Below are 26,634 nucleotides of genomic sequence, written 5' to 3'. Positions count from 1 at the left end.
GCCTTTACGGGTGCGATCAGATTTTTTGCAGTACCTCTTCGGCAAAGCGGGAGGCGTTGTCACACCATTCGGCGCGGGTGTTACCCTCCACATGCGCCGAGGCACCGATCACGCCCAGCTCTTTATACTGACCAATACGGTCCAGCACCGCCGCCGCATCCCACTTTTCACCCGGTTGCATAATGCTGGCAAGAAACACCACCGGCGGCTCTTCACGACCCACCTTTTCACAGTGCTCCTTCATGTACTGGATACCGCTGGCCAGGTCTTCCTCACCGGACATGCTCTGTGTGCGTGTTGTCGCGGTGGACAGGTTGCCGGTAAAGAACGGATTCCAGCCATCGCCCAGCTCCACCGCGCGACGAATAGCACGCTTGGCGTTACCACCGATATATATCGGGATGCCCGGCTTCTGCACCGGTGCCGGACGCATACGGCTGCCACGGGCGTTGTAACCGGTGCCTTCAAAATCAAACTCCTCACCGGTCCAGGCCAGGCGCATGGCCTTGATATGCTCGTCGAACAGGTCATTGCGCTGTTCAAAATCCACGCCCAGGGCAAAGTATTCACCCTTCAGGTAACCGGCGCCCATTCCCAGCGTCAGCCTGCCGTTGGAAAACACATCCAGTGTGGAGGCGGCCCGCGCGGTAATAAACGGGTTGCGATAGGTGGCCACAAGAATACCAGTCTGCAGGCGCAAGGTGGTGGTATGAGCTGCCACCAGACTCAACATTACAAACGGGTCCTGGGCGTCGTGACCACCGGAGTCGCGCCAGCGGGCTGTAGGACACGGGTGATCGGTGACATTGCCGGCGTTAAATCCCAATTTTTCGATGTGCTGCGCGATTTCCCTGACCGCTTCGGGGGTGCAAAATTCGTCGGCCTTTTCCACATTATCAAATGGCAGGGTGACATTGATCTTCATAACTCTCTCCTTCTTGCCCGCGCACGCTGACTGTTTGTGCACCGGCGATTGAATTTCAAACCATCAGATTCCGGTCAGCGTCCACTTGCCGGTCGCATTGCGAATCCAGCCACTGGATGCCCAGCTGCCACCGTCCACCGGTAACACCACACCGTTGACGTAACTGCTCATGGCGGACGCCAGGAACAGCGCCGCCTGTCCGCACTCGCTGTCGATACCGGTGCGCCCGGCGGGAATTCGATTGGCCGTGGCCTGCTCCTGCTCCGGCGTCGGCTGCAACCAGGTGGACTCGTCCACCGGCCCTTTGATATTGCCCCGCAGTCCCGGTGTTACGGTGTAATCCGGTGCAATGGCGTTGACACGAATATTGTGCTCCGCCAATTCCAGCGCCAGCGAGCGGGTGAAGTTGAGCATGCCCGCCTTGCAGGCGGCGTAGATCGAGTAATAAGGCGCGGCACGGGACGCTTCAATACTGGCGACATTGATAATGGCACCGCCGCGGCCACCCTCGACCATCACCGGTGCGGCGGCGGAGGTGGCCGCCAGCATACTCACCAGATTGAGATCGATGTGTTTGCGCCAGGAGCGTTCGGACTGCTGCAGGAACGGCTTGGGTGCAACGCCACCGACGTTATTCACCAGAATGTCGATACGGCCAAATTCGGCTTTGGCCTGATCCACCATGGCGTAGACCTGTTCGGTCTCGCACATGTCCGTGGGCACGGGCAGCGCCTTGCGACCCAGCTCCCGCACTCTCGCTGCGGTCTCCTCACAGCGCTCCGGCACCACATCGGCAATGACAACATCGGCACCGGCAGCTGCAAACGCCAGCGCAATGGCACGACCAATACCACCGCCACCGCCGGTCACGATTGCCACCTGATCGGTCAACGCAATTTGATTACTATCCATGGGTACACCTGCCATCGCTTTAACTGGTAATTTTGCTGGGTGGCGACGAACGCTCGATCATGCCCACCGTCTCTTCATCGCCCCAGCGATAGCGGGCGTGAGCCTGCTGCACAATGGGAAAGTCCGGGGGCAATACCGCACTGCCCTTGTTCACGGAGCGGGTGTTGATAAACGTGGCCCCTTCCACTGTCACGTTACCAGCCGCGGTTTCCAGCACGAACGACACATCGTCACCACGGGCCTGCAGCCGATCCAGCCAGGGAATCTCAACCACCCGCGCAGGTTGCAGTTCGCCGCTGCCATCAAAGACAAAACCTTCGTTGTAAGCCGGCGTACCATCGCCACGATCCGGGTAGGTATTAAAGCCAAACGCCTTGCCGCCGGGGAACACCGCCGACTGCCAGCAGTGGCCGTAGAAACCTTCCAGCCGGCGTACACCCTGGCGGCGAATGCGCAGGCCATTACCGGACAGCCCGATACGCTCATCACCAACATTCAACACACCTTGCGCACGAAACAGTTGTTCATAGCGGGGACTCATAAAGCCGCCCTCCTTGCCCTTCAACAACTCGCGGGCCTGTGCGGACAGGGAACCGGGCACCCACGGTGGCGCCACCATTTCCATATCAATATCGAAGCTGACCGCCACCGGCTCGGGGCTGTTTTTCAGCTCTCCCTGTGCCAGCAACTCTGCCGTAGTCTCCGGCGCGGCTCCATTAAAGGAAACCGTCCAGCGCTTGAAAGGCTCCACACAACAGAAGCGCAGCGGCCCGGCACCACGCACAGAGGACAAACCATCCGCATCGATGGAGTTGTGAGGTGCGTGGCTTTCGCGAAAGCTGATTACCCGGCCATCGGCAAAGGCAATATCGAGCCAGATATCGTGGGCATCCCACTCTTTCGCCAGCGCTTCGATTCCAATGCGCATGCCGAAGGCGCCATCCGCCGATTCAATCCACACATTTACTGCATCGCGCACTTCCGGGTCTTCCGGCTTGCTGGCGATGACGTATTCGCGGCTCTGATCAATACCACCGGTCAAATCAACACTCATGACACTTACCTCCCGGTCCACTGCTGCATACAACGGGTGTAGTCGGCGAACAGCGGCCGTACTTTTTCCAGGTCAACGCCATACTCTGCTGCGGTTTTGGTGCCGGAAGGCTCACGGTTGTTGGCATTTTCTGCCCACCACGTCGTCATATTTTCGGCAAAGGCCGGCGTCACCGGTTCGCCCAGCCACTGGTACAGGCGACTCACTTCTGCCAGTGGATCTTCGTGCATGGCTTTAAAATGAATATCGAAAAAACGTTCCGCGTTGTTATCCCGCTCACGGAACGCCAGGGTACGACGCATGCCTTCCGACCACATATTGATGTTCAGCTCTGCCACATATCCCATATCCATCTGGTCGGTAAATTTGCTGATAATGTCGCTGTAGACATTGATCACCGACAGAATCACATCGGTGGGATCCCGATGGGTCATGACGAAGCGGGCATCGGGAAACGCCTTGTTGAGATCATCCAGGTAGAGCAGATGGGTCGGCGCCTTCAAACGCCAGGGCTTTTCCGGAAGCCGCCACTGCAGCAGTTTCAACGCGCGACGCTCGTACTCATAGCAACTGCTCATGTCGGCGTTATTAAGCCACTCGGCGTAGGAAGGAATCTGCGCAAAGGCGAGAAACAATTGCGAACGAAAGTCCAGTGACATCAGGTCCTGGCACTCAGCCGGGGCGTTCTCACCGGATGGGGTATGACTCTTCCAGCCAGCCACTTTCTCCGCCTCATCCTGTTGCTGTTCGCGGGCCGCTTCCAGCATGCAAGGCGGAGGACAGGGCTGTGCCGCTTCCGCCCGGCGCAGGGAGCGGGCTTCCGGATCACAGGCCAACAAAAACGAAAGTGCTGTGGAGCCGGTGCGGGGCAGACTCAAACCAATCAGCGGCTTTACGATCTGCTCGTCATCAATCTCGGGATGACGTTTGTACCAATCCTCTACCTGCAGGCGCTGCTTGAGGTGACCAATGATGCGTTCACGCAGGATGTGTTCACCCACCGCATTCAGGTTGGCCTCCTCATTCAGGGAGCGCACCAGCAGCTCCAGCCCTTCCCGAAAGGTGTCAGCACCGAAATCGTTGAGCCCGGACTGCCGTTCGGCCACTTCCATCAGGGTTTGATAGTTTTCCACCAGCGTATCCTCGACTTGTCTGTTTATCGTTATGTCTGTGTCGTTTGCGTATTGCCACTAGTCCGCCACGGCGATCAGCGCAGGGTGTTGCTCACTGCAGCGCGAAGGTGCGGCGCCATAGAGTGTGTTGCGCTGCTGACAGGGTCGGGCAATGGCCTGCGCCACCCGCAACACATCAGCGCGACTGAACTCCTGGCCGTTAACACCGCCGGCGGCGCGGGTAATGGATTCATCCATCAGGGTGCCGCCGAGATCGTTGGCCCCGGCCTGCAGGCAGAAGGCTGCACCTTCCGCGCCCATTTTCACCCACGAGGTCTGTACGTTTTTAACCAGCGGGTTCAGCACCAGTCGTCCCACGGCATGCATCAACACCGCCTCGCGGAAGGTGGGACCACTGCGACTCTCGCCGCGTCGCGCCATGGGCGCTTCCATGTGCACGTAGGGCAGAGGCACGAACTCGGTGATACCGCCGGTCTCCTGCTGCAGGCGGCGCAGGTGCAAAAGGTGGGCTGCCCAATGCTGTGGCTGCTCCACATGTCCGAACATGATGGTGGAGGTGGTTTTCAGACCCTGCTGGTGTGCCGTACGCAACACCTGCAACCACTGTTCGGTATTGAGTTTGTCGGCGCAGATAATCCGCCGCACATCGTCGTGCAGGATTTCCGCCGCGGTGCCCGGCAGGGTACTTAGCCCCGCTTCCCGCAACTGGCAGAGAAAATCTGCCAGCGACAGGCCCAGGGTTTCGGCACCGTGCCACACTTCCAATGGAGAGAATGCGTGTACATGCATCTCCGGTACGGCACGCTTCACGGCCTGCACAATGTCGAGATAGGTCTGGCCGGTGAAGTGCGGATGGATGCCTCCCTGCAGGCACACTTCCGTGGCGCCGCGTTGCCAGGCTTGCACCGCACGCGCCCCGATCTCATCCAGGTCGAGGCGATAGGCAGGCCCGCGCAACAGTTTCGCACTCTCACCCTGCCCCTTGGCAAAGGCGCAAAACTGGCAGCGGTAGCCACAGATGTTGGTGTAGTTGATGTTGCGGTTCACCACGTAGGTGACGGTGTCGCCCACCATCTCGCGACGCAGCTGATCGGCTTCCTGCAGCACCACCTGCAGGGCGTTGCCGCGCACGGCAAACAGGTCGGTAATGTCCCGTTCACCCAGTTCGATACCCTGCCGGGCGCGATCCAGGGTCTGCGCCAGGTGGCGGTGACGCGGCACTGTAAACAGCGAAGGCTGCAACCAGTTTTCGGCAACAGCTGGCACCGGATCACCGGCACCGGCGTACCAGTTTTCTTCACGGGCAAGACCACTGGCGTCACTGTGGCGCAGCACACCGGGTTCAATTTCGCTGCTCAGCCAGCGCTCACCGTTGAGTGCATATTGCGGGCCCAGCGGCAGGCGGGCACAGAGCTGACGACCGGCAGCGGCAGTTTCCTGGGCCAGTTTTTCCAGGTGTGGCCATGGGCGCTCCGGATTGACGTGATCAGGGGTCACCGGCGACACGCCGCCCCAGTCATTGACGCCGGCACGAATCAACTCCTGCAGCACACCCGGCTGCAGGTTGGGGGGCGCCTGCACCGTGATGCCACCGCCCAAAATCAGTCGCGCCACCGCAATGGTCCACAGGTGTTCGTCGAGGCCCGGTTCCGGATGCTCCGCCATGCGGATGTCCGGCTTGGCGCGGAAGTTCTGGATAATCACTTCCTGGATATGGCCGTACTGGCGATGCAGGTCGCGGATCGCCAGCAGCGCTTCAATACGCTCCGCGCGACTCTCGCCAATACCGATCAGCAGGCCGGTGGTAAACGGCACCTGCAGCTCGCCTGCGGTACGCAGGGTCTGCAGTCGCGCCTGCGGTTCCTTATCCGGTGAACCGTAGTGAGGCCCGCCCTTGTCACACAGGTGTTGCGCGGTGCTCTCCAGCATGATGCCCATGGAGGCTGACACGTCGCGCAGGCGCGCCATCTCCTCGCGGCTCATCAAGCCCGGGTTGAGATGCGGCAACAAACCCGTCTCTTCATAAACGGCTTTGGCAGCGGCGTGCAGGTAATCCAGCGTCGATGAGTAACCCATCGCCTGCAGGGCCGTGCGCGCCGAGCGGTAGCGATCTTCCGGCTGGTCACCGAGGGTAAACAGGGCTTCCGTGCAACCGGCGGCCTTGCCCTCGCGGGCGATGGCCACCACCTCCTCCAGTGACAGGTAGGGCGCGCGCAGGTTTTTGGGCGCCTTGGCGAAGGTGCAGTAGTGGCACACGTCGCGGCACAGTTGGGTGAGCGGAATAAACACCTTGCGCGAATAGGTAACCTGCGTACCAAAGTGCTGCAGGGTCAGTGCTTCCGCGTCAGCCAGTAACTGCGGCAGCGGACGCTGCAGCAGGTCGCGGGTCAATTCTGCGTCCGACAGCGGCACAGCTACCGCGCTGTCACCGCCCTGCTGCAGTTGTACCAGGTCCCCGCCGCTGTCCACATCAAAGCCGAGTCCGCTGCTGATCACCATGCGGTAACTGCGCTCTGCCTGCTGCAGCATTTGCAGGTGGGCCTGGAAACTGTCGTGCCCAAACCGCAGCGACCAGGGCTGGTCCAGCGGCAACAGCAGCGCGTTGGTACCGCCACCATCGGCGCTGGGGGCAATAGTGACTTCGCTGCTGAGGGCGGCATCGGTCAGCTGCGCAATATCGTCCGGCTGCACGCAGGCCAGGTCCGCCGGCAGGATCAGTACCCTCTGCTCACCTTCCTGGCGCAGCCGCTGCAGCGCGGCCTGCAAACTGCTGTTGAGATCAAAACCGGCGTCGGCAAAACGCTCAATGTCATCCGGCAACTGGTCCTGTTCCGGGCTCAGCACCACAATACGGCCGATGGCCGGTGACTGCTGCAGCACCCCCAGCACATGGCTGAGCATACTGCGCACCAGCGCCAGGCGCTGCGGCGGCGAAAGGTGTTCGGCGAGGCGGGTCTTGCACAGATGGCGTGCTTTTACCGGCACCAGTGCCGTGACTGGCCGGGGCGATTTAACAGGGCTCATAGTGATGGCGCTGCTTATTCGGCCGGAGCCGTCAGCTCGCCGGTAAACTCAATGCCGGCGCCATCCACGGTGTAGGTCTTGTTGACGAAGATCAGGATGGAGGTGAGTGCCTCTGCGGCCACCGAATTGACCAGCGCACCGGCATGAATACCCCGCAGGCGGGCTGCATCAGCCAGTTTTACCACCTCGGCCCGGGCCGCCTTGTCATCGCCAAACACCATCACGTCGCAACGGATCTGCTCGTCGGTGGCCAGCCGGTGGGCTGCCACGCTGTGGAAGGCGGACACCAGCCGCACCCCCTCACCCAGCACCTGCTGTGCCTTGAGTGCCGCGCTGCCCTCCGGCGGCAGCTGTACCCGCATCACCTTGGGTGGCATCAGCGGTACCGTGGTATCCACCACGATCTTGCCCTGCACCTGCTGGCGAATATCCTCCAGCGTCGCCGCCTGCGCCGCAAAGGGTACGGTGACCACAATCAGGTCACTGCCGTCAGCCACCTCGGCATTGCTGCCAAAACCGGCGCTGGTACCCAGTTCAGCATTGAGCTTACCGGCCACATCGGCGGCTTTGCTGACATCCCGGGACCCGATCTGCACCTGCAGGCCAGCCTGCAGCCAGCGTCGCGCCAGGGCTGCGCCCAGTTTGCCGGTTCCGCCGATAACACCAATGACCTGCTTCATGATTTTCACCTGACTTTATTGTTTTGATGACTGTTTGGCTGGGTCAGTCCAGGGCATGTCCTGAGACACTGTTAAACAGTACTGACCAATAGTGTCTACACTATGCCCCAATTGTGTGATAATTTTCAGTGCAAATTAAATCAACATTCCATGAGTTTTATTTATGGATAACCAAGTGCCAAGCCGCCATGAAAATTGACCTGCGCAAGCTCCAGCACCTGGTCACCGTCGCCCGCCTCGGCAGCTTCTCCCGGGCTGCCGAAGAGCTGCACCTCACCCAGCCGGCGCTGAGCCGCAGCGTGGCCAGTGTTGAAGAGCAGTATGGCATTAAAATTTTTGACCGTGGCCGCGCTGGCGCCGTGCTGACGCCGGCCGGCGAGCTGGCCATCGAGGACGCCGAGGCATTGCTGGGGCGGGCCCGCACCCTGGAGAACAACCTGCAGCTCTATGGCGGCGGCCACGCCGGCAAGGTGAGTTTCGGTGTCGGCCCCATGGTGGCCAGCATCGTGCTGCCGGCGCTGAGTGTGGCGTTTATGAGCCGGGAGCAACGGCTCAACATCCAGGTGTCCGTCAAATCTGCCCGTGCGCTGCTGGATGACCTGCAGGACGACCGCATCGAAATGCTGTTTTGTGGTATCGGCCAGATGCGCGCCAAACACGACGCCGTCTATGAAGTGATGGGATCCATCCCCCTGGCCACCCTGGTGCGCGGTGATCATCCCCTGACCCGGCTGCCGGTCATTACCCGCGACCAGCTGTTTCGCTACCCCATTCTCAGCGCCGTGGAGATGTCCAACGACACCACCTCACGCGCCAGTGGCTCGTTTATCTGTGACAACTACGATGTGCTGAAAAATACCGTGCTGCAGACCGATGCGGTGTGGATCTCGTCACCCCTGATGGTGCAGGAGGAACTGGCCAGCGGCCGCCTCACCAGCATCCTCGTTGAGGATCTTGAACGCCCCTCGGAGGTGGAGATCTGTCTGGCCCGCGCCGAAAGCCGTAAACTGTCCCCCGCCGCGGAGGCCATCATCGACTTTATCAAGGACTATTTCCGGACCGGTATCAGCGCCGTATCCCGGGACCAGCAGCGCCTATGACACACACCAACAGCCTCAGTTTTCACCCCATCCAGGGCCTGCCGGAAGTGCACGCTGGTGACCAGTTGCTCCCGCTACTGGAGGCGGGGCTCCTCAGCAGCCAGCTGCAGCTGGAGGATGGCGACGTGCTGGTACTGGCCCAGAAAATCGTTTCCAAGGCCGAAGGCCGGGCTGTCGACCTCGCCAGCGTCACCCCGGGCGCTGAGGCCCGACGGCTGGCCGCCATCTGCCACAAGGATCCACGGCTGGTAGAGCTGATCCTGCAGGAGTCCAGCGCCGTGCTGCGCACGGTGGCCGGTGTATTGATTGTGCGCCACCGGCTCGGCTTTACCCTCGCCAACGCCGGTATCGACCAATCCAACCTGCCCGGTGGCGGCGAGCGGGTACTGCTGTTGCCGGAAGACCCGGACGCCTCGGCGGCCGCCCTCAGTCAGCAGATAAGCGAACACCTGGGCAAGCGCGTGGCAGTGCTGATTGCCGACAGTTTTGGCCGTCCCTGGCGCATGGGTGTCTGCGGCACCTGCATCGGCTGCGCCGGCCTCAGCGCCCTCTTCGATATGCGCGGCGCCACCGATCGTGAAGGCAGAATCCTGGGCGTGACGCAGCTGGCGGTGGGCGACCAGCTCTGTGCCACCGCCACCCTGGTGTGCGGCGAGGCCGCCGAAAGCACCCCGGCCGTACTGATACGCGGAGTAAGTGAGCGCTTTCTTACCAACAGCCGTCCGGCTACCGAGCTGGTGCGTCCGGCGGCCGAAGACCTGTTTTCCTGAACCCACCTTACGCCCTGGAGGGCGGATATGAGCAAACACTACCTGGCCCTCTCCGGCGGCGTCGGCGGCGCCAAACTGGCGGACGGACTGGCGCAGCTACTGCCCCCGGAACAGCTCACCATCGCCGTCAATGTGGGTGACGACTTTGAGCACCTCGGCCTGCCGGTGTGGCCGGACCTGGATACCGTGCTCTACACGCTGGCCGGCAAGGCCAACCCGGAACTGGGCTGGGGCCGCGCCGGGGAGAGCTGGGGGGTCATGGAAGAGCTGCGGGCGCTGGGTGCGCCCGACTGGTTTCTGCTGGGGGATAAAGACGTCGCCCTGCACCTGCTGCGTCGTCACCTGCTGGAGGAGGGACTGAGCCACAGTGAGGTGGCGGTGCAACTGGCCCGCAGTCTGGGGGTAGAGCATCAGGTAGCACCGGTCACCGATCAACCCCTGCGCACACTGGTGGATACCGATGAAGGCCGGCTGGAATTCCAGCGCTACTTTGTCGGCCGCCGGGCAGAACCCATACTGAAGGGATTAACCTATGCCGGCGCGGAGCAGGCTCGCCTGAGTCCGGCGGTCGCGGCCGCACTGCAGCATCCGCAGCTGGCAGGCATCATCATCTGCCCTTCCAACCCCTATCTGAGTGTCATGCCCATGCTGGCCATTCCCGGCTTCCGCGAGGCTCTGCAGTCCAGCCCGGCCCCGGTGATCGCCGTGTCGCCGATTGTGGGCGGCGTTGCCCTTAAGGGACCAGCCGCCAAAATCATGCAGGAGCTGGGGGTTGAGCCCAGGGCCACCATCACCGCCGACCTCTATGGGGATTTTGTGGACCTGAGCCTGATCGATACCACCGATGCCGCCATCGCGGAGGGAGTGAGCGGTGTGGCCGTCGCCCCTACGGTCATGCGCACGCGGGAGGATCGCAGGGCGCTGGCGGACACCTGCCTGCAAGCCCTGCAGAGCCTGCAACAGGGCTGACTCGCCGGGCCCGTCAGTTCCCCTGCAGCAGCACCCGGTAGCGCTCGGCCTGCACAGCGTCGCCCTGATCGCGGTACATGGCGTAGAGCGCGGAGACGATTTCGCGGTCACCCGGGTAGCGCTGCAGCGCCCGCTGCAGGAACTCCACCGCCTGATCCGGCTGCCCGAGGGAGTTGAGGGCCACACCATACACATAGCTGTAGCGTGCCGGCGCCTGCTCGCCCGCGGCGGCCAGGCGCAACTGCTCCAGCGCCAGCTGCGGCTGCTTGCTGCGCACCAGTGACAGGCCCAGTGCGTGCTGGATGGGAGCCGGATCACGCACCGTCGCAATGCCCTCACGCAGCACCGCCTGGCCCCGCAGCTCATCACCGCCGCGGTAATAGAAGTCCGCCAGGTTGATGTAGGCCGGGGTGAAGTAGGGAGCCAGTTTGATAGCCTGACGATAGTAACTGGCGGCCTTCCCGGTCTGGCCCTGGGCGCTGTAAAGATCGCCCAGGTTGGTCAGCGACTCCGGCCGGTCAGCGTTATACAGCTCCGCTTTTTCATACTCGATCAGCGCCTCGCTGTTTTTCTCCAGCACCCGCGGCGGAAACTGCTGCAGCGACAAGCCCACCAGACTCCTGGCTGCCAGGCCGCGGGTGCTGCTGTTGGGATCGTACAACAGGGGCACGGCAAACACCGGCCGGTAATTGGCAGCAATGGATTCCAGCTCCTGCGACAGCGCGTAGGTGAGCAGGGTGTCATTGCCTTGGGCCACCGCCTGCAACAGGGGCGCGGTCTGCTGAGAGGCGTAGGCGGGCAGCATGGCGACCGCCGTGGCACGCACGATCTCCGGCAAGCTGTCATCCGCCACCAGCTCCATCAGCTGCCCTCCCGCATCCGCCCTGCCCTCGCGGCCCGCCTGCAGGGCAATGGCATACTCGGAGCCGTGCAGGGTTTTACCCCGCTGCTGCAGCGCCTGCGTCGCCCAGGCGGCATCCTTGTCGGTGTGACAGTTGGTGCAGGCGTTGGGCGTTCCCAGCTGTTGGGACAGGTCCGGGCGCGGCACACGGAAACTGTGATCGCGGCGGGCGTCCACACCCATATAGGTTTTTTGCGGCATGTGGCAGTTCACGCACTGGGCACCGTCCGTTCCGGCAGGGTGAAAGTGGTGCTCCTGGCGATCGTATTTGGCGGGGATGTGGCACTGGCCACAGAGGGCGTTGTCCGGCGCCCGCAGCTCCAGGCTGTGGGGGTTATGGCAATCCGAGCAGGTGACACCGGCGTGGTACATCTTGCTCTGCAAAAACGAACCGTAGACATACACCTCACCATCAATCTGGCCATCGGGATGATAGAGGCCGGGAGTGAGCAGCGACAGGCGGTGGTGCTGTAACAGCGGCGCAGCCGGATCGGGTTCGGAACTGGTGGAAGAGCGCCGCGAGTGACAGCGGGCGCAACTTTCGATTTCCGTGTGGGTACTCTTGGCGGGATGGCGTACCGGCAGGCCGGTTCGGGCGTCGGGTTGCCACATGGCACCCTCGCGCTCGGTGTAGGCGACCGGGAAGCCGTAGTTCATGGGTTTGCTGTCATCCCCGGCAGCGGCACCGCTGTTGGCCCACTGCAGGTGTTTGGACGCCGGGCCATGGCAGGCCTCGCAACCCACATCCACCTCTGACCAGCTGGTGCGGTAACTCTGTGTCGTAAGGTCGTAATTCTTTTTCAGGTTGGTGGAGTGGCAATCGGCACACATGAAGTTCCAGTTGTGGTTGATGCCGGTCCAGTGCAGCTCATCACCGCTGCTGATTTTTTCATCGGGGTAGAGGTGATACCAGCGCTGGCCGCCCTCCTCTGCAGGCCGGGAGTCCCAGACAATATTAAGCGCCTGCAGGCGACCGCCGGGAAACTCGATCAGGTACTGCTGCAGTGGGTAGACACCAAAGGTGTAGGCAATTTTATAGTCGGTGAGCTGGCCGTCAGGGCCATCGGTTTTCACATGGAAGTCGTCGCCCTGGCGGGAGAACTGACTGACAATACCGAAATAGTCGAAGCTGGTGTTGTTGAAATCCCCCAGCACCGTCTCCGCTGTGGCCTCCTGCATGGCGAGGTCGTGATGGGAGTTTTGCCAGTCTGTCGCTTCCGCCCCGTGACAACTGCTGCACTGCTGCGAACCGACATAGGTCAGCTTTTCGCCGTCCACTGTCAGGCTGCTGCTTTGGTTAATAAGGGGGAAGCGGGACTTTGCCTGCAGGGACTGAGCCTTTACCACGTCGTCACCAGCTCCGGCTTTGGCCTGCTGCGGCGAGTTGGCCTCGTCACCACACCCCATCAAGCCACAAACCACAAGCATCAGTGCCGTCAATACAAGCGAACGAATCATAGACATCCCGTCGACCGGCAGCGGTATCGCGCTGCCCTGTTATTCTTCAATTTCTGCCCGCCGAGAGACGACGGACGCCAACCATAGCAACCGTCTGTACAAAAGCAAAGGCCCGCTTATGCGGGCCTTTATCCGGCAGAAATATTGGCGCTTGTGCTACCAGCGCCGATTAATTGGACGGATAGATGGTTTTCCACTCCTTCTTCATGCTCACCACACTCCACCCCCGCTGCTGCGCCTCATCCAGGCCCCGCGCCAGCGTGCCGATGGAGGAATCGCGGTCGTAGGCATACTCGCGTTTTTTATCATCGTGATGCACCAGCAAGCCGAAACGCAGTCCTTCACCACTGGTGGTCCACTCCAGCATCTGGAAATCGCCGTCCGAGTTGCCGGCGGCAAACACCGGGCGTTTACCGATGTGCTGGTGAATCCCCACCGGTTTGCCCTCCTTGTCATCGACAAAATTCAGTTCTGCCAGTTTGATAATCTGCGGTACTCCATCCTGCACCACGTACTTTGCCTTGAGACTGCTTCCCACCACCTGCTCCGGTGGAATGCCATAAACCTGCTGCGAAAAAACCCGCAGAAAATCGATACCGCCACCGGAGACAATATAGGTCTTGAAGTGGTTCTGACGCAGGTAGACCAGCAGTTCCAGCATCGGCTGATACACCATCTCCGTATAGAGGCGCCCGCTAACCGGGTGCTTTGCCGTCGCCAGCCACTGCGCCACCTCAGCACTGAATTCCGTAGCCGTCATGCCAGCGTGCATCTCGGCGACTACCCGCAGCACCGCGTGCTCGTCCGCTTTCAGTGCATCACTGAGCTTGCCCTGCAGCATTGAGGCATAAGGCTCCGTGTTCTTCCACTCAGGATGATCCGGTGCCAGCTTCTGCAGGCGATCCAGGGCAAAGAAGGCCTGGAAGTAGAGTGGCTGTTCGGACCAGAGGGTGCCATCGTTATCGAATACCGCCACCCGATCTGCAGGCGAGATAAAGTCTGCACTCCCCTGAGTCGTGGCGCGCTGTACAAAATCCATTACAGCTTGCCGGGCAGAGCCCTGCCAGGATGGGAGAGGTTCGTCCGCCGCGCGGGCGAAGACAGAAAACAGCAACAGCAGTGTCAGACTGTAAAAACCCAACGGTCGCGGCCACCGCGGTACGCCAGCAGCATAGTGATACATAATAATTACCCCATAAACAAACACCGCCAGCGATTGCTGGCGGTATTGGCCGAACTAACAATCAACGAGAGCCATGGGCACTCTTCAGTTGTTCTTCAATTTTGCTAAGGTTAAACGCACCCGGTGACTGGCTGGGCGGGTACTCTTCCATGGTTTTCAGGAATTGTGCCGCCAACCCCTGTATCGGCACCAGCACATAGGCGTGATCCAGCAGCCAGTCGTAATAGATGTTGGCGTTGTGTTGCGCCTTCTCAAACGGATCGCGACGCAGGTTAAACACCAGCGGTACCCGCAGCTCGGTAAACGGCTCCATCCATACACCAAACGCCTGGCCGCGGTTTTCCAGGAACACCACCTTCCAGTCATCGTAGCGGGCTGCCACTACGGAGCCATCGTCGTTGACGTACCAGAACTCATGGCGCGGGGACGATTTCTCCTTACCTGACAGGTACGGGAGCATGTTGTAGCCGTCGAGATAGTTTTTGTAAGTGCGACCGTTCAGCTTTACGCCCTTCAGCAGTTTCTCCTTGATATCCACTGCACCTGCCGCTGCCGCAAAAGTCGGCAACCAATCCTCGTGGGAAACGATACCGTTGAGGGTTACCCCTTCCTGTATTTTTCCTGGCCAGCGTACAAACGCCGGTACACGATAGGCACCTTCCCAGTTGGAATTTTTCTCGCCGCGGAACGGCGTGGTGCCTGCGTCCGGCCAGGTGTTGTAGTGGGGTCCATTGTCGGTAGAGTAAAAGACAATGGTGTTGTCTGCGATCTTCAGTTCATCCAGCAGATTCAGGAACAGACCCACATGGCGGTCGTGCTCCAGCATGCCATCAGTGTATTCATCGTTTCCGCGGTTACGATTCTCTTCCTTGACGTGGGTGCGGAAGTGCATGCGGGTACCGTTCCACCACACAAACCAGGGCTTGCCGGCAGCATGCTGCTCACGAATAAACGCCAGTGCCCGTGATGACGTTTCCTCATCGACAGTCTCCATCCGCTTTTTGGTCAGGGGGCCGGTGTCCTCACATTTCTGGTTACCCATCTCACCAAAGCGGGGACTCACGGTTTTGTCCCGCTCAGCCGTGGCGAAACAGTGCAACACACCACGGGGACCAAACTGGTCGATAAACTTGTTGCCGCTGGCCAGCATCATATCGGCTGGATAATCCTCGTTCTCCGGCTCCTCTTCCGCATTGAGGTGGTAGAGATTTCCCATGAACTCATCAAAACCATGCATGGTCGGCAGGTGTTCGTTGCGGTCACCAAAATGATTTTTACCGAACTGTCCGGTTGCATAGCCCTGGCTCTTGAGCACGGTGGCCATGGTGACATCGGTTTTCTGCCAGCCCTCTTTGGCACCGGGCAGGCCAACCTTGGTCATACCGGTACGCACCGGCACATTGCCACCGGCAAAGGCAGCCCGGCCTGCCGTGCAACTCTGCTGGCCGTAATAGTCTGTAAAGGCAACGCCTTCGTCGGCGATGCGATCAATATTCGGGGTCTGATAACCCATCATCCCGCGATTATTGTGGCTGATGTTCCAGGTGCCAATATCGTCCCCCCAGATCACCAGAATGTTGGGCTTCTCCTGCTCGTTCTGCGCGTAGGAACAGCCTGGAAAAATCACAATGGCCAACAGCGCCGTCAGCCATCTCGTCAAAAGTTTGCCTGTTTCATTCATTGCGTAACTCCTTTACCAGAATGGACAGCGCTGCACCGCCTCCCTGCCGTTTAAGCCAACCAGGTGTTCAGCGCTGAAATGCAACAACCTCAATAAAAGTAGCCCAGAACTGCGCAGACAACGGAAAATTGTTGCATTGATTACATCGCGTTCCGTTGATGTGACTGTCTTCGCAGTCCCCATCAGGACAGAGAAGTGTTACGGATGAAGATAGGGGAGGGGGCATTCTCCCGGCTGGCGACGGTGGCATCACCGCCGCCAGCTGAGAAAGCCAGGATGAATCAGGCGTCTTTTTCCGCCGCGTGTCGCGCCGCCACATAACCCCAGGTCATGGATGGGCCGACACTGGAGCCGGCACCGGGATAGTAACGACCCATAACCGAGGCGGTGGAGACCCCGGTGGCGTAGAGACCCGCGATAACAGAACCATCGGCGCGCAATACGCGGGCGTGCTCATCCGTGACCACGCCGCCATAGGTGCCCACGTCACCCGGCACGACAGGAAACGCGTAAAACGGTCCTTTCTCAAGGGTGCCCAGGGTCGGGTTTGGCTTATGCAGCGGATCACCGAGCCAGCGGTCATAAGCGCGTTCACCACGCTGGAAATCGTCGTCATGATTTTTGGCGACAAAGCCATTGAAACGCTCAACAGTCGCCTGCAGGGTATCCGGGCTCAAATCCAGCAGGCTGGCCAGCTCCGCAAGGCTGTCGGCTTTTTTCAGGTAGCCGCTATCAAACCACTCCTGAGGAATTTTTCCGCCGGGCATGATGCCTGCGAACATGTATTTCTTCAGGTAGCGGCTATCGAAGATCCCCCAGCTGGGCACCGCCGCTTCAGCCTGGTTGCGTTGCAGCATGCCCTTGCAGAAAGCCATGTACGAGCCACCTTCATTCATATAGCGAACGCCGGTCTGATCCACCAGGATGGCGTGTGGCTTGGCGGTAATGCTCTGGGCAGTGGCACGAATATCACCGCGTTTGCTGCCCGGCGGCAGGGTGCACTGATTGCCCACCATCTCGTCCATCTGCGCCAGCTGGGCGCCGTGACGGGCCATCTCCTGAATCATCTCACCGGTATCGGTAGGTGCGGCGCTGGTCCACAGATCCGAAGTACCGGGCAGGTACTGGTCACGCATGGACTGGTTGTGGGCAAAGCCACCTGCACCCACCAGTACGCCGAGGCGGGCGCCGATGCGCCAGGGTTTGCCATCTTTGACAGTGACCACACCGACGATCTGGCTGTTCTGTTCGATCAGGCTGCTGACAGGGGAGTCGGTACGCAGGTCCGCTTCCATTCGCAGCAGCGCGTGCAATTGGCGCGCCTGCAGGGCCGCCCCGGCAGAGACGTAATGCTTGCCCGTGAGTTTGGCGTACAGCGCCCGACCCACCATTTTCACACACAGCCAGAAAGCCTTCGGGCTGCGCTTGAAATAGGGCATCTGCATGGCTTCATCCACCATGGCCGGATAGGGCATAAAGCCCGGCACCATGCGCTGTTTCCATTCGCCCAGCTGGTTAATATCAAACAATTTCGCGCCCACACTGCGACCCACACTGAGACCACCGGGCAACTCATCGTAGTAGTCCGGCCAGTAACGGTAGCGATCGATGTCGATGCCCTGCTGCAACAGGAACTCCAGCATTTGCGCAGCGCGGGTAATGTACGTCTGACGACGCAGGGGGGTGGAGCCGGGCGTGTTCTGTTGCTCACCGCAGAGCGCTTCCAGGTAAGTCCGCGCCCGCTCTTCGCTCTCGTCGAGGCCGTCGCGCAGCAGAAAGCGATTATTGGGAATCCACATAACACCACCGGAACGGGCGGTGGTACCACCCACCAGTGACGACTTTTCCAGCACGATAACCTGATTACCTTGCGACAGCATGGTCAGCGCACCACACAGGGCACCGCCGCCTGTGCCTACCACGATAAAATCGGTCTGTTCGTCAAACGTGTTGTTGGCTGTCTCCACTCTCTCCCCCTTGGTGGACGTTATGTTGATTGACTGTTGGCAGGTCACGACACCCTGCCACAGCAGCAATTGGAATGCGGCGAAAAAATGATTATGTCACTTTATATGCCACGCCGCTAATGTTCGGCTTCTGGAGTATAGAGCAAAAACAGCGTGTATTTGCTGCACAACAGGCGGGGGGGTTGTGACAGGTTGCGTACTGGCACAGGCGCTCTCCTGCAAGCTAAAACCACCGGAGGGCGCCTGATGCAAAGGCCTGCGTTAGTAGGTGTATTCCAGGTTGATACCAAATGTACGTGGCGCCGCAGTGATGCCCACATCGCCAAGGCTGCTGACGGTCAGCTTCTGGCTGTAGTAGGTCTCGTCGGTAAGATTGCGCCCCCACAGCTCCACGCTCCAACTGGGTGCGGGTGAGTAACGCAGGGAGCCGTTAAGCAAACCGTAGGAAGGTTGCTCCAGGCGGTTATCGGGCTCGTAGTAAAAGCCGCTGTTGTAGCTGTAGAGCAGCGACATATCCACCTCACCGGCATCTGCCAATGCCAGGTTGTAAGCAATACCAATGTTACCGGAGAACTCCGGAGCCAGCGGTGTTTCGTTGCCGGTGGCATCACCACTCACCGTCCGCGTGCCGCCCAAAACACCAAATGGTGCTCCGGTATCGAAGGTGTTAAGCGAGGTAAAGGGTGCATCGGTAAACTCGGAAAATTCGGAGTCCAGCCAGGCGAGAGAGCCAAACAGTCGCAGTCCATCGGTGATTGCCGCTTCAAATTCCACCTCCAGGCCGTCCACTTCCACTTCAGCCGCGTTCAGCAAAACCGGTGTCGGATTCGGGCCGGAGGCAGAGCGCACCTGGTAGTCACTGATTTCATAATGGAACACCGAAGCGTTGAGGCGCAGCCGGTTGTCCAGCAGGTCCGTTTTTACGCCCAGCTCATAGGCGTCAATGGTCTGGGGCTTCACCGGTGGTCGGGTGGGATCGGACATGGCGTAGGAACCGGATTTAAACCCGCGGTTATAGGAACCATAGACGCTGACGTCGTCGGTCAACTGGTGACGCAGGGCAACCCTGTAGGTTGGCTCCTCTTCCGTAGTGCTGTCCCGGTTTGAAACCGCGGTAAAGCCTCCCAGTTCCAGCAGGTTCATCTCACCTTTGAAGTCCAGCTCATCGCGGGTGTAACGTCCGCCAAGCGTCAGCGTGGTGGCATCGGTAATGTCGTAGCTGACTTCACCAAATACCGCATAGGAGGTGGTGTCCAGGCTGGAAACCACGGCGTAGTCACCCGGTCCGCCACCAACGTGCAGCAGCTGGCCGGTAAAGGTTTGCGGATCGAGGTCGGCATCGATGGTGAGATAGAACAAGCCCGCCTGCCAGTTCAGCGGCCCGTCACTGTTGGAGGCCAGACGCAGCTCCTCCTGGAAGGAAATCTCCGAATCCTCGACGCGTATGTTGAGCAGGTCGTAAGGAGTCATGTCCAGGTCGAAGTAGCTGTGGTTGGTGCCCTTACGGCTGCCGGTGATACTGGTGAGGGTGGCCCAGCCCAGGTCAAACTCCGCCGTCAGGTTCAGGCCCCAGGTATCAATATCAGAGAACTGCTGCTCCGGTGTGTTGGTATCGTAGGGGTCCTTCAATGGCAAGGTGGGACCGTAATCAGCGGGATCGATGGTGGCAAACGCTGCCAGTGCTTCCGGAGTACCCGCCTGCGCCAGCATCAACGCCGGGTTCACACCCAGGCTGTCCTCTTCCAGGCGATAGGCAACACCAAAGTCATCAGACGATTTTGAATACTCTGCGGCGAAGGAAATTTTGGCTTCATCGTTCGGGGTCCATACCCATTTGGTGCGCGCACCCCAGTCCCAGCCCAGATTGACATCCTTGCCGGTGGCCTGGTTTTCACCCCACCCCTTGCCCTGATTGGTAGACGTCAGTGCCAGGTCCGCGCTGAGGGTTTCCGTGATGGGGCCCGCCACATACAGCTGCCCCTTGGTGGTGTCATAGTTGGCCGCACCGACACTGACTTTGGCTTCAAATTCATCGCCGGGATCTTTGGTAATCACATTCACCAGGCCGCCACTGGAGTTGCGGCCGAACAGGGTACCCTGCGGTCCTTTCAACACCTCGACCCGTTCAATGTTGTTGAACTTCATAAAGGTCTGCTTCAGCGATGGCATAAAGACACCATCGACGTAAAACGCGTTGGTGCCCTCTTCGCCAGTCCCGGAACTGGTGTTGCCCACACCACGAACAAAGAACGTGGCAGACGGCCCGGATGACACCAGTTGCAGGCTCGGCGTCAGTGCCGGCAGCTCACGGGTACCGCTGATGCCACTGCGCTCCAGCATATCCTGCGAAAATGCTGCCACGGAGATTGGCACTTCCTGCAAACTCTCCTCACGACGCTGCGCAGTGACGACGATCTCTTCGATCGTGGCGGCCTGGGCGGATCCCGGTATCGTGGCCGAAGATAAACCGGCACCAAACAGTGCCGCGCTGAGCATGGTCAGGGGCATCCGGGCTTTAACAAATCCGGCTTTTTCAGATTGCAGGGAACAGCGGGCGTTATGCCCGGGAACAGCAGTAGGGAAATTGATCATCGTTTTACACTCACGGCAGTTTTATAGTTATATTGCGAAGCTGATCGAACGACTGTACTCAGTCCCACGCGTCCGGCTCAACCTTCCTGGTGCCCGATAAACAAAAATTAACAGCGGCTATCGCTGGTGATACGCACTATGACTTCGCCATCAACACCTGCTTCAGTTCATCAGACGGGCTTTGCGGGACACTGAATCCTTCCGTATCCAGCGCAGTAATTTCTGCAAAATGTTCAGCAATCGTTTCAGCGTCCGGCGCCACCTCCCTGGAACCTTGCCAACCCCGGGTGACGCCGACAAACGCCCGTGCCATACGACCGCCGCAGGAGGAGTAAAGTCCGTGAGTAGAACGACACACGTTGCTCACCAGATAGGTGGCCAAACCGGCGGTAAACTCCGGTTGGGTTGAGTTCTTCAGGCTGGCAAATACCGGCATGGTGCGTTTGAGATACTCTTCGTCCATCCCCTGCATGGCGTGCTCCGTCATGCGGCTGGAAGCAAAGGGCAAAATGGCATTGCAGAGAATTCCCTGTGACTCACCCTCGATCGCGAACGTATTCATCAGGCCAAACACAGCCGCCTTTGCGGTACCATAGAAACCCTGTCCCTGATTACCAAACAAACCGGCACTGGACGCTGTAAACAGCACGCGACCGTACTGCTGCCTTTGCATAACCGGCCACGCCGCGCGGGTGACAAAATAGCTGCCAAAAAGATGCACCGCGAGCAGAGACTGCAGGTCTTCGGCACACCCTTCCGCCAGTGATGAAAGCCGCATATTGCCGGCGTTATTGATTACGGCATCAAGTCGGCCAAAGGTTTCAAGCGCCGTATCCACAATGGCTTTTGCACCTGCTTCAGTGGAGACACTGTCGCAACTGGCAATGGCGCGACCGCCCTGTTGACGAATCTCAGCCACCACCTGGGTGGCCATGGCTGAGGAGCCACTACCACCCTCAACGTTGCCACCAAGATCGTTGACTACCACCGCCGCACCGCGACGCGCCAGCTCCAGCGCGTAGGCGCGACCGAGACCGCCGCCGGCACCGGTGACTATCACCACCTGATTTTCAAAATTTATTGTTGTCATTATCGTGTCCTGTTCATTCCTGCACCGCGTGGTTACGCCGGATCCCACTCCAGCATCAACCGGTCCACACCCCAGGTGCCACCGGTGTGGTAGTCAAACGCCTCGCCTTCCACCAGGCGGATGTTGTTGCAGTTCTGCAGGAACTCAGCGATCACCGTGCGTAGCTCCCGCTTGGCGAGGTGAACACCAAGACACAGGTGTGGTCCCGCGGCAAAGGTGAAGTGTCGCGGCCTGCGACTCATATCGAACTGATGGGGATGGTCGCAACTATCCGGGTCGCGATGGGCGGCGAACGTGGCCATCAGGACGTAGTCACCTTTCTTCATTTTTACACCGTGAAACTCCAGGTCGGCCTTCAATCGGCGGTGTGGCATGGCCACCGGATAGAGGCGCAGGAACTCTTCCACAGCTGCGGGAATTTTATCCGGGTTATCACACAACTCCGTTTGCAATTCCGGGTTCTCTGCCAGGTGACGGAAGATCCAGCCAAGGGTGCTGTAGACGGTATCCAGGCCGCCGATATAGAGCAGCGTAACCATACCCATAATCTCTTCCTTGGTCAGGCGCCGCTCACCTTCGTACTCGGCAGTGACAATACCGCGCATCACTTCGGTGGTGGGATTTTGCATCTGCTCATCGACAAACTTGTCGAGAAAACCGATGACAGAAAGCAGGGCACCAGCCCGTTGACGCGGGTCTTCGGCACGCAGCAGCAATCGCTCCCACTCCAGGAAATCCGGCAGCATCGAGCGCGGCATACCCATCAGGTCGAGAAAAATATAGGAGGGGAACTTCTCCGCAAAGTCGCCGATAAATTCACAGCGACCCTGCTGCAACAGCGGAGCCAACAACTCTTCGCACACATCGCAGACCGGCTTTTCCATCTCGGCAACAGACTTTGGCGAAAACATGGGATTGAGCAAGCGCCGGTATTTGTGATGCTGGGGCGGATCAAACTCCAGCGGGTTCAGCTTCCACTGCACCCCCATGGCGGCCAGGTCCGAACGCTCACTGGAAAAATGATCCGGATCACCATAGGCCTCCATAATGTGCTGGTAACGGGTCAGCACCCAGCCCGGGTGACCGTTGGCGGCCATGGGTGACCAGAAGATATCCGGTCCCTGCAGCAGGCGCTCACCGGCCTTGTAGGGGTCGTCCAGTTCAGCCGTGTAATGGTGGATATCGATATCCCGGTACAACTCCTCCGGCACATGATCGGGCTTAAGGCTCTCGGTTGCTTGCACACTGCGCATGGGTAGTTTCCTCAGTCTCTTATGATTATTGGGTGAAGTCCCAAGCCGTGCTGCCGGAAGCGAAAAGCGCACAGCCCGTTAAAACGATGACCAACTTTGTATTGCAAAGTTGACACATAAAAAAACAGCTCAGCCGGCAGGGAGGGGCTGCAGGCCACTCGCCTCATCGTCGCTGCTGCGGGCAGCGGCGGTATGTCTCAGCACCTGCTCCAGGGCCTCGAGGTAATCCAGGAAGCGTTCGCGGCCCAGTTCCGACAGGGCACAGCGGGTGCAGGGGCGCTTGCCATCAAATCCCTTGGTGATGGCCACGAAACCCGCCTCTTCCAGTACCTGCAGGTGACGACTGAGATTGCCGTCAGTCAGCCCGCACAACTCCTTGAGATCGGAAAATACCAACCCTTCCGCACTGCTGATCAGTGAGCTGACGATGCCCAGTCGTGCCTTCTCATGGAAGATCCGGTCCAGGCCACTGTAGGCGAAAGGTGCTTCGGATTTCTGTTTAGACACCGCGTCCCTCACTTGCTTTATCAAATGCCAATATCAGCCCCACCGCCACCTGGCCTACCAGGAATGGCACCCCCATCATCCAGGGAGCGAGCACTTCCGTTTGCGCTGCTGCCACCAACACCACCATTCCGGTAACGAAGTACCAGCCGCAGATCCAGATCATACCGCGAGGCAGGTTCGGCAGGGCGGCGAAGCCCATCAGCGCCAGCAGCAGCTGCCACAGCCCCGGCAGCAGCCAGACATTGGCGACGGAAAAATTACAGATCACCCAGGTGAGCAGCACCATGGCTAACAGGAACGGGGCGAACTTCTGCAGCAGGCTGGTCAGCATGGTGGTGGCCAACCGGCCATGAACCTTGCGGGCGCGGGAGACAACATCCAGGGTGGAGATGGAGATGGTTGCCATCATCACCGCCGACCAGATCCCCACATAGCCGAGATTGCCGGTGGCAGGCAGCCAGAAGCTCTGCAACAGGGCTACCGCCAGTGCCAGCGCGCCCATAAACAGGTTGAACTCAGGTGACAGGCCCAGAAATCGGGTATTGGCGACCAATTGCGCACGGATACTGGAGATTTGCGAAATCGCCTGGTCCACATCCTTCACAGCAACTACCTCGGACATTATTAACTTTGTAATGCAGAGTATATTGCACAACAAACCGCCGTCAATGCACTTGACCAAACTTTAACCTGGCGCCGATAACCCGTATCAGGCCTCGCCAGATGCCAGCATCCGGCCTAGCATGAGAGCACCGATTCCCAACTTCCCGGGAGAAGTCATGCACCAGCAAGGTGGCTGCCTGTGCGGCAATATCCGTTATGTCATTGATGCAGAGCCGATTGATGCCGGTTTCTGCCACTGCTCCCTCTGCCAGCGAGCCAGCGGCGCACCCGCAGTGGCCTGGATGACTCTGCCCTATACCGGATTCAGCTATACCGAGGGCAAGGTAGCCACCTACCCATCCAGCGAACACTACCAGCGGGAGTTTTGCCCCCGCTGCGGCACCCAGCTGGCCTTCAGGGCGCAGACTGAACCGCAATTTATCGACATCACCCTCTGCTCCCTGGACGACAATACGGCCATGGAGCCCGGCTACCACATCTGGTGCGCCAGCAAGGCCCCCTGGCTCCACCTCAACGACGACCTCCCCCAATACCCGGACGCCGGGCCCGACAGCTACTGATTAAGGAGCCCATAAAAAAAGCCCCTCACTCCGGGAGTGAGGGGCTTTCTGTTCGCGGCTTCTTATTGGCTTCTTATTGGCGTCTGCCTGTCAGCGTCTGCCGTTCAGCCTTGCACGCAATCAGTTGGCAGGCTTCTGGGCCTGGTTGGCCAGCTTGTGCTTGCCCCAGCCGTCGCCGTTATCCAGGGTACCGAACAACCAGTCGTAGAACAGGGAGATGGTTGCAAAGTTACCGCCGATGAAACGGGCGTGGTGGTTGTGGTGCATATCAGAAGCGTACTTCAGGTATTTGGACACAGCGTTGTTGCCGGTAGTCTCCTGACGATCATGGTTGTGCAAGTTGATCTCGGAGAAGGCAATCCAGGTCAGGATCAGGGTAACAATGTGGAAGTCACCCATGATGAAGCTCAGGCCGAACACAGTACCGACGTACAGACCCAGGCCCATGGCCACTTCCAGCGGGTGGATGTAGCTGGAATCCATGCGGCAGGGGTTCTTCTGCTGGTGGTGAATCGCGTGTACCCACACCAGAGGGCCACCGTCGTGGAACAGGAAACGGTGAGTCATGTAGTAGAAGAAATCGTACACCATCAGGATCACGAAGATATCGGTGAAGTACTGCCACCATGGCTGGGATTCAGCAGTGATAATGAAGGGGATAATGCCCAGGTAGATAACCGCGATAAAAATCGCGCCCCACTTGCGGTTCCACTTCTGGTTTTTCACCCAGTTTGGCTTTTGGGACTTCTGGTCCACAACCGCCTGGTTCAGGCCGCTGATCTCCTTGAAGATACCGAATTTGGTCAGCACCTTGCTCAGCAGCACAGGAATACCCATGACACACACGGCCATAATAAGGGTCAGCCAACCCTCATAGTTTGCAGCCAGCGTGGAAAAAAATGATGTCTCCATCAGCTATCACCTCTTGTAATGGTTAGTAAGTGTTGGGCCAGGGTTCGCACACCGGCGACGCCCAGCTCTTCGAGTAAGTAATCTGTCAATTTCTGAATCTTGCCGGGCACAATGTTGGTCATCCCCGAGCCGCCCATCTGATAGGCGACCGCGTGGTAGAGATCCTCCATGGCACTCTCCAGCACCCGGTAATCCTTCTCGCCCAGCAGCGCCTCTACCCTTTGCTCCAGGGCCCGCACACTGGCGATGGATTCCCGCACCAGGCTTTCACCCTGTGGCGACAGGCGCAGGATGATCTGGCGCTTGTCTTCCGGGTCGGATTCACGAATCACATACCCCAGGGTTTCAAAATCTATGGCCAGCACCGCCGCCGCCTGTTTGCTGATGCCAATAACGGATGCGATGTACTGGATCCGTCGCGGCTCGCTGCTGATCATGCCGAGGATCTGGCCAAAATTGGTCCGCAATCCTTTAAAGCCCTTGCTGCTCATCTCCTCCAGCAAGGTGTCGCGCAGGTGATTGGTCATGGCCTGCAACAACATATTCAATCGTATCGGGCTGCCGCTTTCCGCAGCACCCGGCAGCCTCGGATAGGTGCGCAGCTGCACCCCCAGGCCGTGGCAGACTTTTTCCAGCAACAGGATCATCTGATCCATACGCTCGCCGCCGATCTGCTCCGCCAGGTACTGCTGCACTTCCGCCGTAATGCGGGTGCCATCCTGCAGCAGCTGCATGCCCTTCCCCGACAGGGAGAGCAGCTGGGAGCGACCATCTTCAGGGTTCTGGCGCCGCTCAATCAGCCCCAGCTTCTCCAGCTCCTTGATCACCTTGCTGCAGGCCTGCTTGCTGCTGCCCACACGGGCGGCCAGCTCGCCAGGGGAAATATCCTTCTCTACCAGCACCGGAATGTAGCGCTCGTAGGTCATGCTGAGCTTTTCGTAACGATTACTGGCCGTCAGCTTGTCCAGCGTGTCCTTCATTACGAAGTGGGTGACTACCATCAAATGGGCGATCAGGCCGTGGCTGATGCCCACGCTCTGTTCGCTTTTAGCCGCTGTAGTAGTCGTTATCATGGAGGGCATGGTAAACGAGAATTGTCGGGATGGTCAATTATGGTTTACTAAAGCAGTGTAAAGTTTCAACAATGCCGGTTTGGCACACGCACCAAAAGCGTCGGCACGTACAAATAGAGGACTTAAGCCATTGTGTTTAATGGATTTTAATTATTTTTGAAGCTCTTGGAATAATACGCGCCAATCAGAAGGCGTCAGAGAGATAGGCCTTGGCCTGCCACACATCGAGGTTACTGCGACCAGGACTCTGGTAATCCAAACCCGAC

The 26,634-nt window shown here is 59.3% G+C and carries 21 protein-coding genes; 4 read left to right on the top strand and 17 right to left on the bottom strand.

Translation table 11 applies throughout. The features are described from left to right. Positions 1–16: 16 nt before the first annotated feature. From GSF27_RS11655 to npdG, 6 genes are all read right to left on the bottom strand, one after another. Positions 17–925: an LLM class F420-dependent oxidoreductase gene (locus tag GSF27_RS11655; RefSeq protein ID WP_160969205.1), complete on the bottom strand. Its 909-nt coding sequence runs from the start codon at positions 923–925 to the stop codon at positions 17–19. A 63-nt stretch (positions 926–988) separates the two neighbouring features. Beyond that, positions 989–1,837, bottom strand: coding sequence for an SDR family NAD(P)-dependent oxidoreductase (locus tag GSF27_RS11650; RefSeq protein ID WP_160969203.1), 849 nt, complete (start codon positions 1,835–1,837; stop codon positions 989–991). A 19-nt stretch (positions 1,838–1,856) separates the two neighbouring features. Beyond that, positions 1,857–2,891: a hypothetical protein gene (locus tag GSF27_RS11645; RefSeq protein ID WP_160969201.1), complete on the bottom strand. Its 1,035-nt coding sequence runs from the start codon at positions 2,889–2,891 to the stop codon at positions 1,857–1,859. Between the two features lie 5 nt (positions 2,892–2,896). Further along, positions 2,897–4,024 (bottom strand): sulfotransferase, encoded by a 1,128-nt coding sequence (locus tag GSF27_RS11640; protein WP_202410410.1) that lies wholly within the window; start codon positions 4,022–4,024, stop codon positions 2,897–2,899. Positions 4,025–4,081: 57 nt separating this feature from the next. Continuing rightward, positions 4,082–7,048, bottom strand: a complete 2,967-nt coding sequence (gene cofH / locus GSF27_RS11635) for a 5-amino-6-(D-ribitylamino)uracil--L-tyrosine 4-hydroxyphenyl transferase CofH (RefSeq protein WP_160969199.1) — start codon at positions 7,046–7,048, stop codon at positions 4,082–4,084. 14 nt (positions 7,049–7,062) lie between these two features. Then, positions 7,063–7,728 (bottom strand): NADPH-dependent F420 reductase, encoded by a 666-nt coding sequence (gene npdG, locus GSF27_RS11630; RefSeq protein WP_160969197.1) that lies wholly within the window; start codon positions 7,726–7,728, stop codon positions 7,063–7,065. A 188-nt stretch (positions 7,729–7,916) separates the two neighbouring features. Here npdG and GSF27_RS11625 point away from each other — a divergent pair, with 188 nt between their 5' ends. From GSF27_RS11625 to cofD, 3 genes are read left to right on the top strand one after another with little or no spacing between them, the layout of a single operon-like run. Beyond that, positions 7,917–8,828, top strand: a complete 912-nt coding sequence (locus GSF27_RS11625) for a LysR family transcriptional regulator (protein WP_160969195.1) — start codon at positions 7,917–7,919, stop codon at positions 8,826–8,828. Beyond that, positions 8,825–9,598 carry a coenzyme F420-0:L-glutamate ligase gene (gene cofE / locus GSF27_RS11620; protein WP_160969193.1) on the top strand — a complete coding sequence of 258 codons (774 nt, stop codon included), beginning with the start codon at positions 8,825–8,827 and terminating at the stop codon, positions 9,596–9,598. Before GSF27_RS11625 ends, cofE begins: the two co-directional genes overlap by 4 nt. Positions 9,599–9,625: 27 nt before the next feature. Continuing rightward, positions 9,626–10,567, top strand: coding sequence for a 2-phospho-L-lactate transferase (gene cofD / locus GSF27_RS11615; protein ID WP_160969191.1), 942 nt, complete (start codon positions 9,626–9,628; stop codon positions 10,565–10,567). Between the two features lie 13 nt (positions 10,568–10,580). Here the strand turns inward: cofD and GSF27_RS11610 are convergent, their stop codons facing one another. The 9 genes from GSF27_RS11610 to GSF27_RS11570 form a co-directional block, all read right to left on the bottom strand. Continuing rightward, positions 10,581–12,926 (bottom strand): tetratricopeptide repeat protein, encoded by a 2,346-nt coding sequence (locus tag GSF27_RS11610; protein ID WP_202410409.1) that lies wholly within the window; start codon positions 12,924–12,926, stop codon positions 10,581–10,583. Between the two features lie 169 nt (positions 12,927–13,095). Then, positions 13,096–13,965: an HAD family phosphatase gene (locus GSF27_RS11605; protein ID WP_237457520.1), complete on the bottom strand. Its 870-nt coding sequence runs from the start codon at positions 13,963–13,965 to the stop codon at positions 13,096–13,098. A 205-nt stretch (positions 13,966–14,170) separates the two neighbouring features. Beyond that, positions 14,171–15,790 carry an arylsulfatase gene (locus GSF27_RS11600; protein ID WP_160969187.1) on the bottom strand — a complete coding sequence of 540 codons (1,620 nt, stop codon included), beginning with the start codon at positions 15,788–15,790 and terminating at the stop codon, positions 14,171–14,173. Between the two features lie 281 nt (positions 15,791–16,071). After that, the gene (locus GSF27_RS11595; protein ID WP_160969185.1) at positions 16,072–17,757 is read right to left on the bottom strand and encodes an FAD-binding protein; all 1,686 of its coding nucleotides are present in this window, start codon (positions 17,755–17,757) and stop codon (positions 16,072–16,074) included. Positions 17,758–18,018: 261 nt separating this feature from the next. Then, the gene (locus GSF27_RS11590) at positions 18,019–20,253 is read right to left on the bottom strand and encodes a TonB-dependent receptor (protein WP_160969183.1); all 2,235 of its coding nucleotides are present in this window, start codon (positions 20,251–20,253) and stop codon (positions 18,019–18,021) included. Positions 20,254–20,485: 232 nt separating this feature from the next. Continuing rightward, entirely contained in the window at positions 20,486–21,439 is a 954-nt protein-coding gene (locus GSF27_RS11585) for an SDR family NAD(P)-dependent oxidoreductase (RefSeq protein WP_160969181.1), read from the bottom strand. Between the two features lie 32 nt (positions 21,440–21,471). After that, the gene (locus tag GSF27_RS11580) at positions 21,472–22,692 is read right to left on the bottom strand and encodes a cytochrome P450 (RefSeq protein WP_160969179.1); all 1,221 of its coding nucleotides are present in this window, start codon (positions 22,690–22,692) and stop codon (positions 21,472–21,474) included. 129 nt (positions 22,693–22,821) lie between these two features. After that, positions 22,822–23,199: a transcriptional regulator gene (locus GSF27_RS11575; RefSeq protein WP_160969177.1), complete on the bottom strand. Its 378-nt coding sequence runs from the start codon at positions 23,197–23,199 to the stop codon at positions 22,822–22,824. Then, positions 23,192–23,821, bottom strand: a complete 630-nt coding sequence (locus GSF27_RS11570) for a hypothetical protein (protein ID WP_160969175.1) — start codon at positions 23,819–23,821, stop codon at positions 23,192–23,194. The genes GSF27_RS11575 and GSF27_RS11570 overlap by 8 nt, the downstream gene beginning before the upstream one ends. Positions 23,822–23,942: 121 nt before the next feature. On the opposite strand from GSF27_RS11570, the gene GSF27_RS11565 reads away from it, so the two are divergent. Next, positions 23,943–24,383 (top strand): GFA family protein, encoded by a 441-nt coding sequence (locus GSF27_RS11565; protein ID WP_202410408.1) that lies wholly within the window; start codon positions 23,943–23,945, stop codon positions 24,381–24,383. A 120-nt stretch (positions 24,384–24,503) separates the two neighbouring features. On the opposite strand, the gene GSF27_RS11560 is transcribed toward GSF27_RS11565, so the two are convergent. Both GSF27_RS11560 and GSF27_RS11555 read right to left on the bottom strand, forming a co-directional pair. Continuing rightward, a complete protein-coding gene (locus tag GSF27_RS11560) occupies positions 24,504–25,295 on the bottom strand; it encodes a sterol desaturase family protein (protein WP_160969173.1) in 792 nt (263 codons plus the stop codon). After that, positions 25,295–26,377 carry a MarR family winged helix-turn-helix transcriptional regulator gene (locus GSF27_RS11555; RefSeq protein ID WP_160969171.1) on the bottom strand — a complete coding sequence of 361 codons (1,083 nt, stop codon included), beginning with the start codon at positions 26,375–26,377 and terminating at the stop codon, positions 25,295–25,297. The genes GSF27_RS11560 and GSF27_RS11555 overlap by 1 nt, the downstream gene beginning before the upstream one ends. Between the last annotated feature and the right edge of the window lie 257 nt (positions 26,378–26,634).

Source organism: Pseudomaricurvus sp. HS19 (genome assembly GCF_009857815.1).
GTDB lineage: Bacteria > Pseudomonadota > Gammaproteobacteria > Pseudomonadales > Cellvibrionaceae > Pseudomaricurvus.
This window is presented reverse-complemented; position numbering and strand designations above follow the sequence as displayed.

Excerpts from the sequence above, each read along its gene's own strand:
- GSF27_RS11610 (WP_202410409.1), bottom strand. The coding sequence starts at position 12,926 with ATGATTCGTTCGCTTGTATTGACGGCACTGATGCTTGTGGTTTGTGGC.
- npdG (WP_160969197.1), bottom strand. The coding sequence starts at position 7,728 with ATGAAGCAGGTCATTGGTGTTATCGGCGGAACCGGCAAACTGGGCGCA.
- GSF27_RS11570 (WP_160969175.1), bottom strand. The coding sequence starts at position 23,821 with ATGTCCGAGGTAGTTGCTGTGAAGGATGTGGACCAGGCGATTTCGCAA.
- cofE (WP_160969193.1), top strand. The coding sequence starts at position 8,825 with ATGACACACACCAACAGCCTCAGTTTTCACCCCATCCAGGGCCTGCCG.
- cofD (WP_160969191.1), top strand. The coding sequence starts at position 9,626 with ATGAGCAAACACTACCTGGCCCTCTCCGGCGGCGTCGGCGGCGCCAAA.
- cofH (WP_160969199.1), bottom strand. The coding sequence starts at position 7,048 with ATGAGCCCTGTTAAATCGCCCCGGCCAGTCACGGCACTGGTGCCGGTA.
- GSF27_RS11555 (WP_160969171.1), bottom strand. The coding sequence starts at position 26,377 with ATGCCCTCCATGATAACGACTACTACAGCGGCTAAAAGCGAACAGAGC.
- GSF27_RS11600 (WP_160969187.1), bottom strand. The coding sequence starts at position 15,790 with ATGAATGAAACAGGCAAACTTTTGACGAGATGGCTGACGGCGCTGTTG.
- GSF27_RS11645 (WP_160969201.1), bottom strand. The coding sequence starts at position 2,891 with ATGAGTGTTGATTTGACCGGTGGTATTGATCAGAGCCGCGAATACGTC.
- GSF27_RS11580 (WP_160969179.1), bottom strand. The coding sequence starts at position 22,692 with ATGCGCAGTGTGCAAGCAACCGAGAGCCTTAAGCCCGATCATGTGCCG.
- GSF27_RS11560 (WP_160969173.1), bottom strand. The coding sequence starts at position 25,295 with ATGGAGACATCATTTTTTTCCACGCTGGCTGCAAACTATGAGGGTTGG.
- GSF27_RS11565 (WP_202410408.1), top strand. The coding sequence starts at position 23,943 with ATGAGAGCACCGATTCCCAACTTCCCGGGAGAAGTCATGCACCAGCAA.
- GSF27_RS11625 (WP_160969195.1), top strand. The coding sequence starts at position 7,917 with ATGAAAATTGACCTGCGCAAGCTCCAGCACCTGGTCACCGTCGCCCGC.
- GSF27_RS11590 (WP_160969183.1), bottom strand. The coding sequence starts at position 20,253 with ATGCTCAGCGCGGCACTGTTTGGTGCCGGTTTATCTTCGGCCACGATA.
- GSF27_RS11585 (WP_160969181.1), bottom strand. The coding sequence starts at position 21,439 with ATGACAACAATAAATTTTGAAAATCAGGTGGTGATAGTCACCGGTGCC.
- GSF27_RS11655 (WP_160969205.1), bottom strand. The coding sequence starts at position 925 with ATGAAGATCAATGTCACCCTGCCATTTGATAATGTGGAAAAGGCCGAC.
- GSF27_RS11605 (WP_237457520.1), bottom strand. The coding sequence starts at position 13,965 with ATGGATTTTGTACAGCGCGCCACGACTCAGGGGAGTGCAGACTTTATC.
- GSF27_RS11650 (WP_160969203.1), bottom strand. The coding sequence starts at position 1,837 with ATGGATAGTAATCAAATTGCGTTGACCGATCAGGTGGCAATCGTGACC.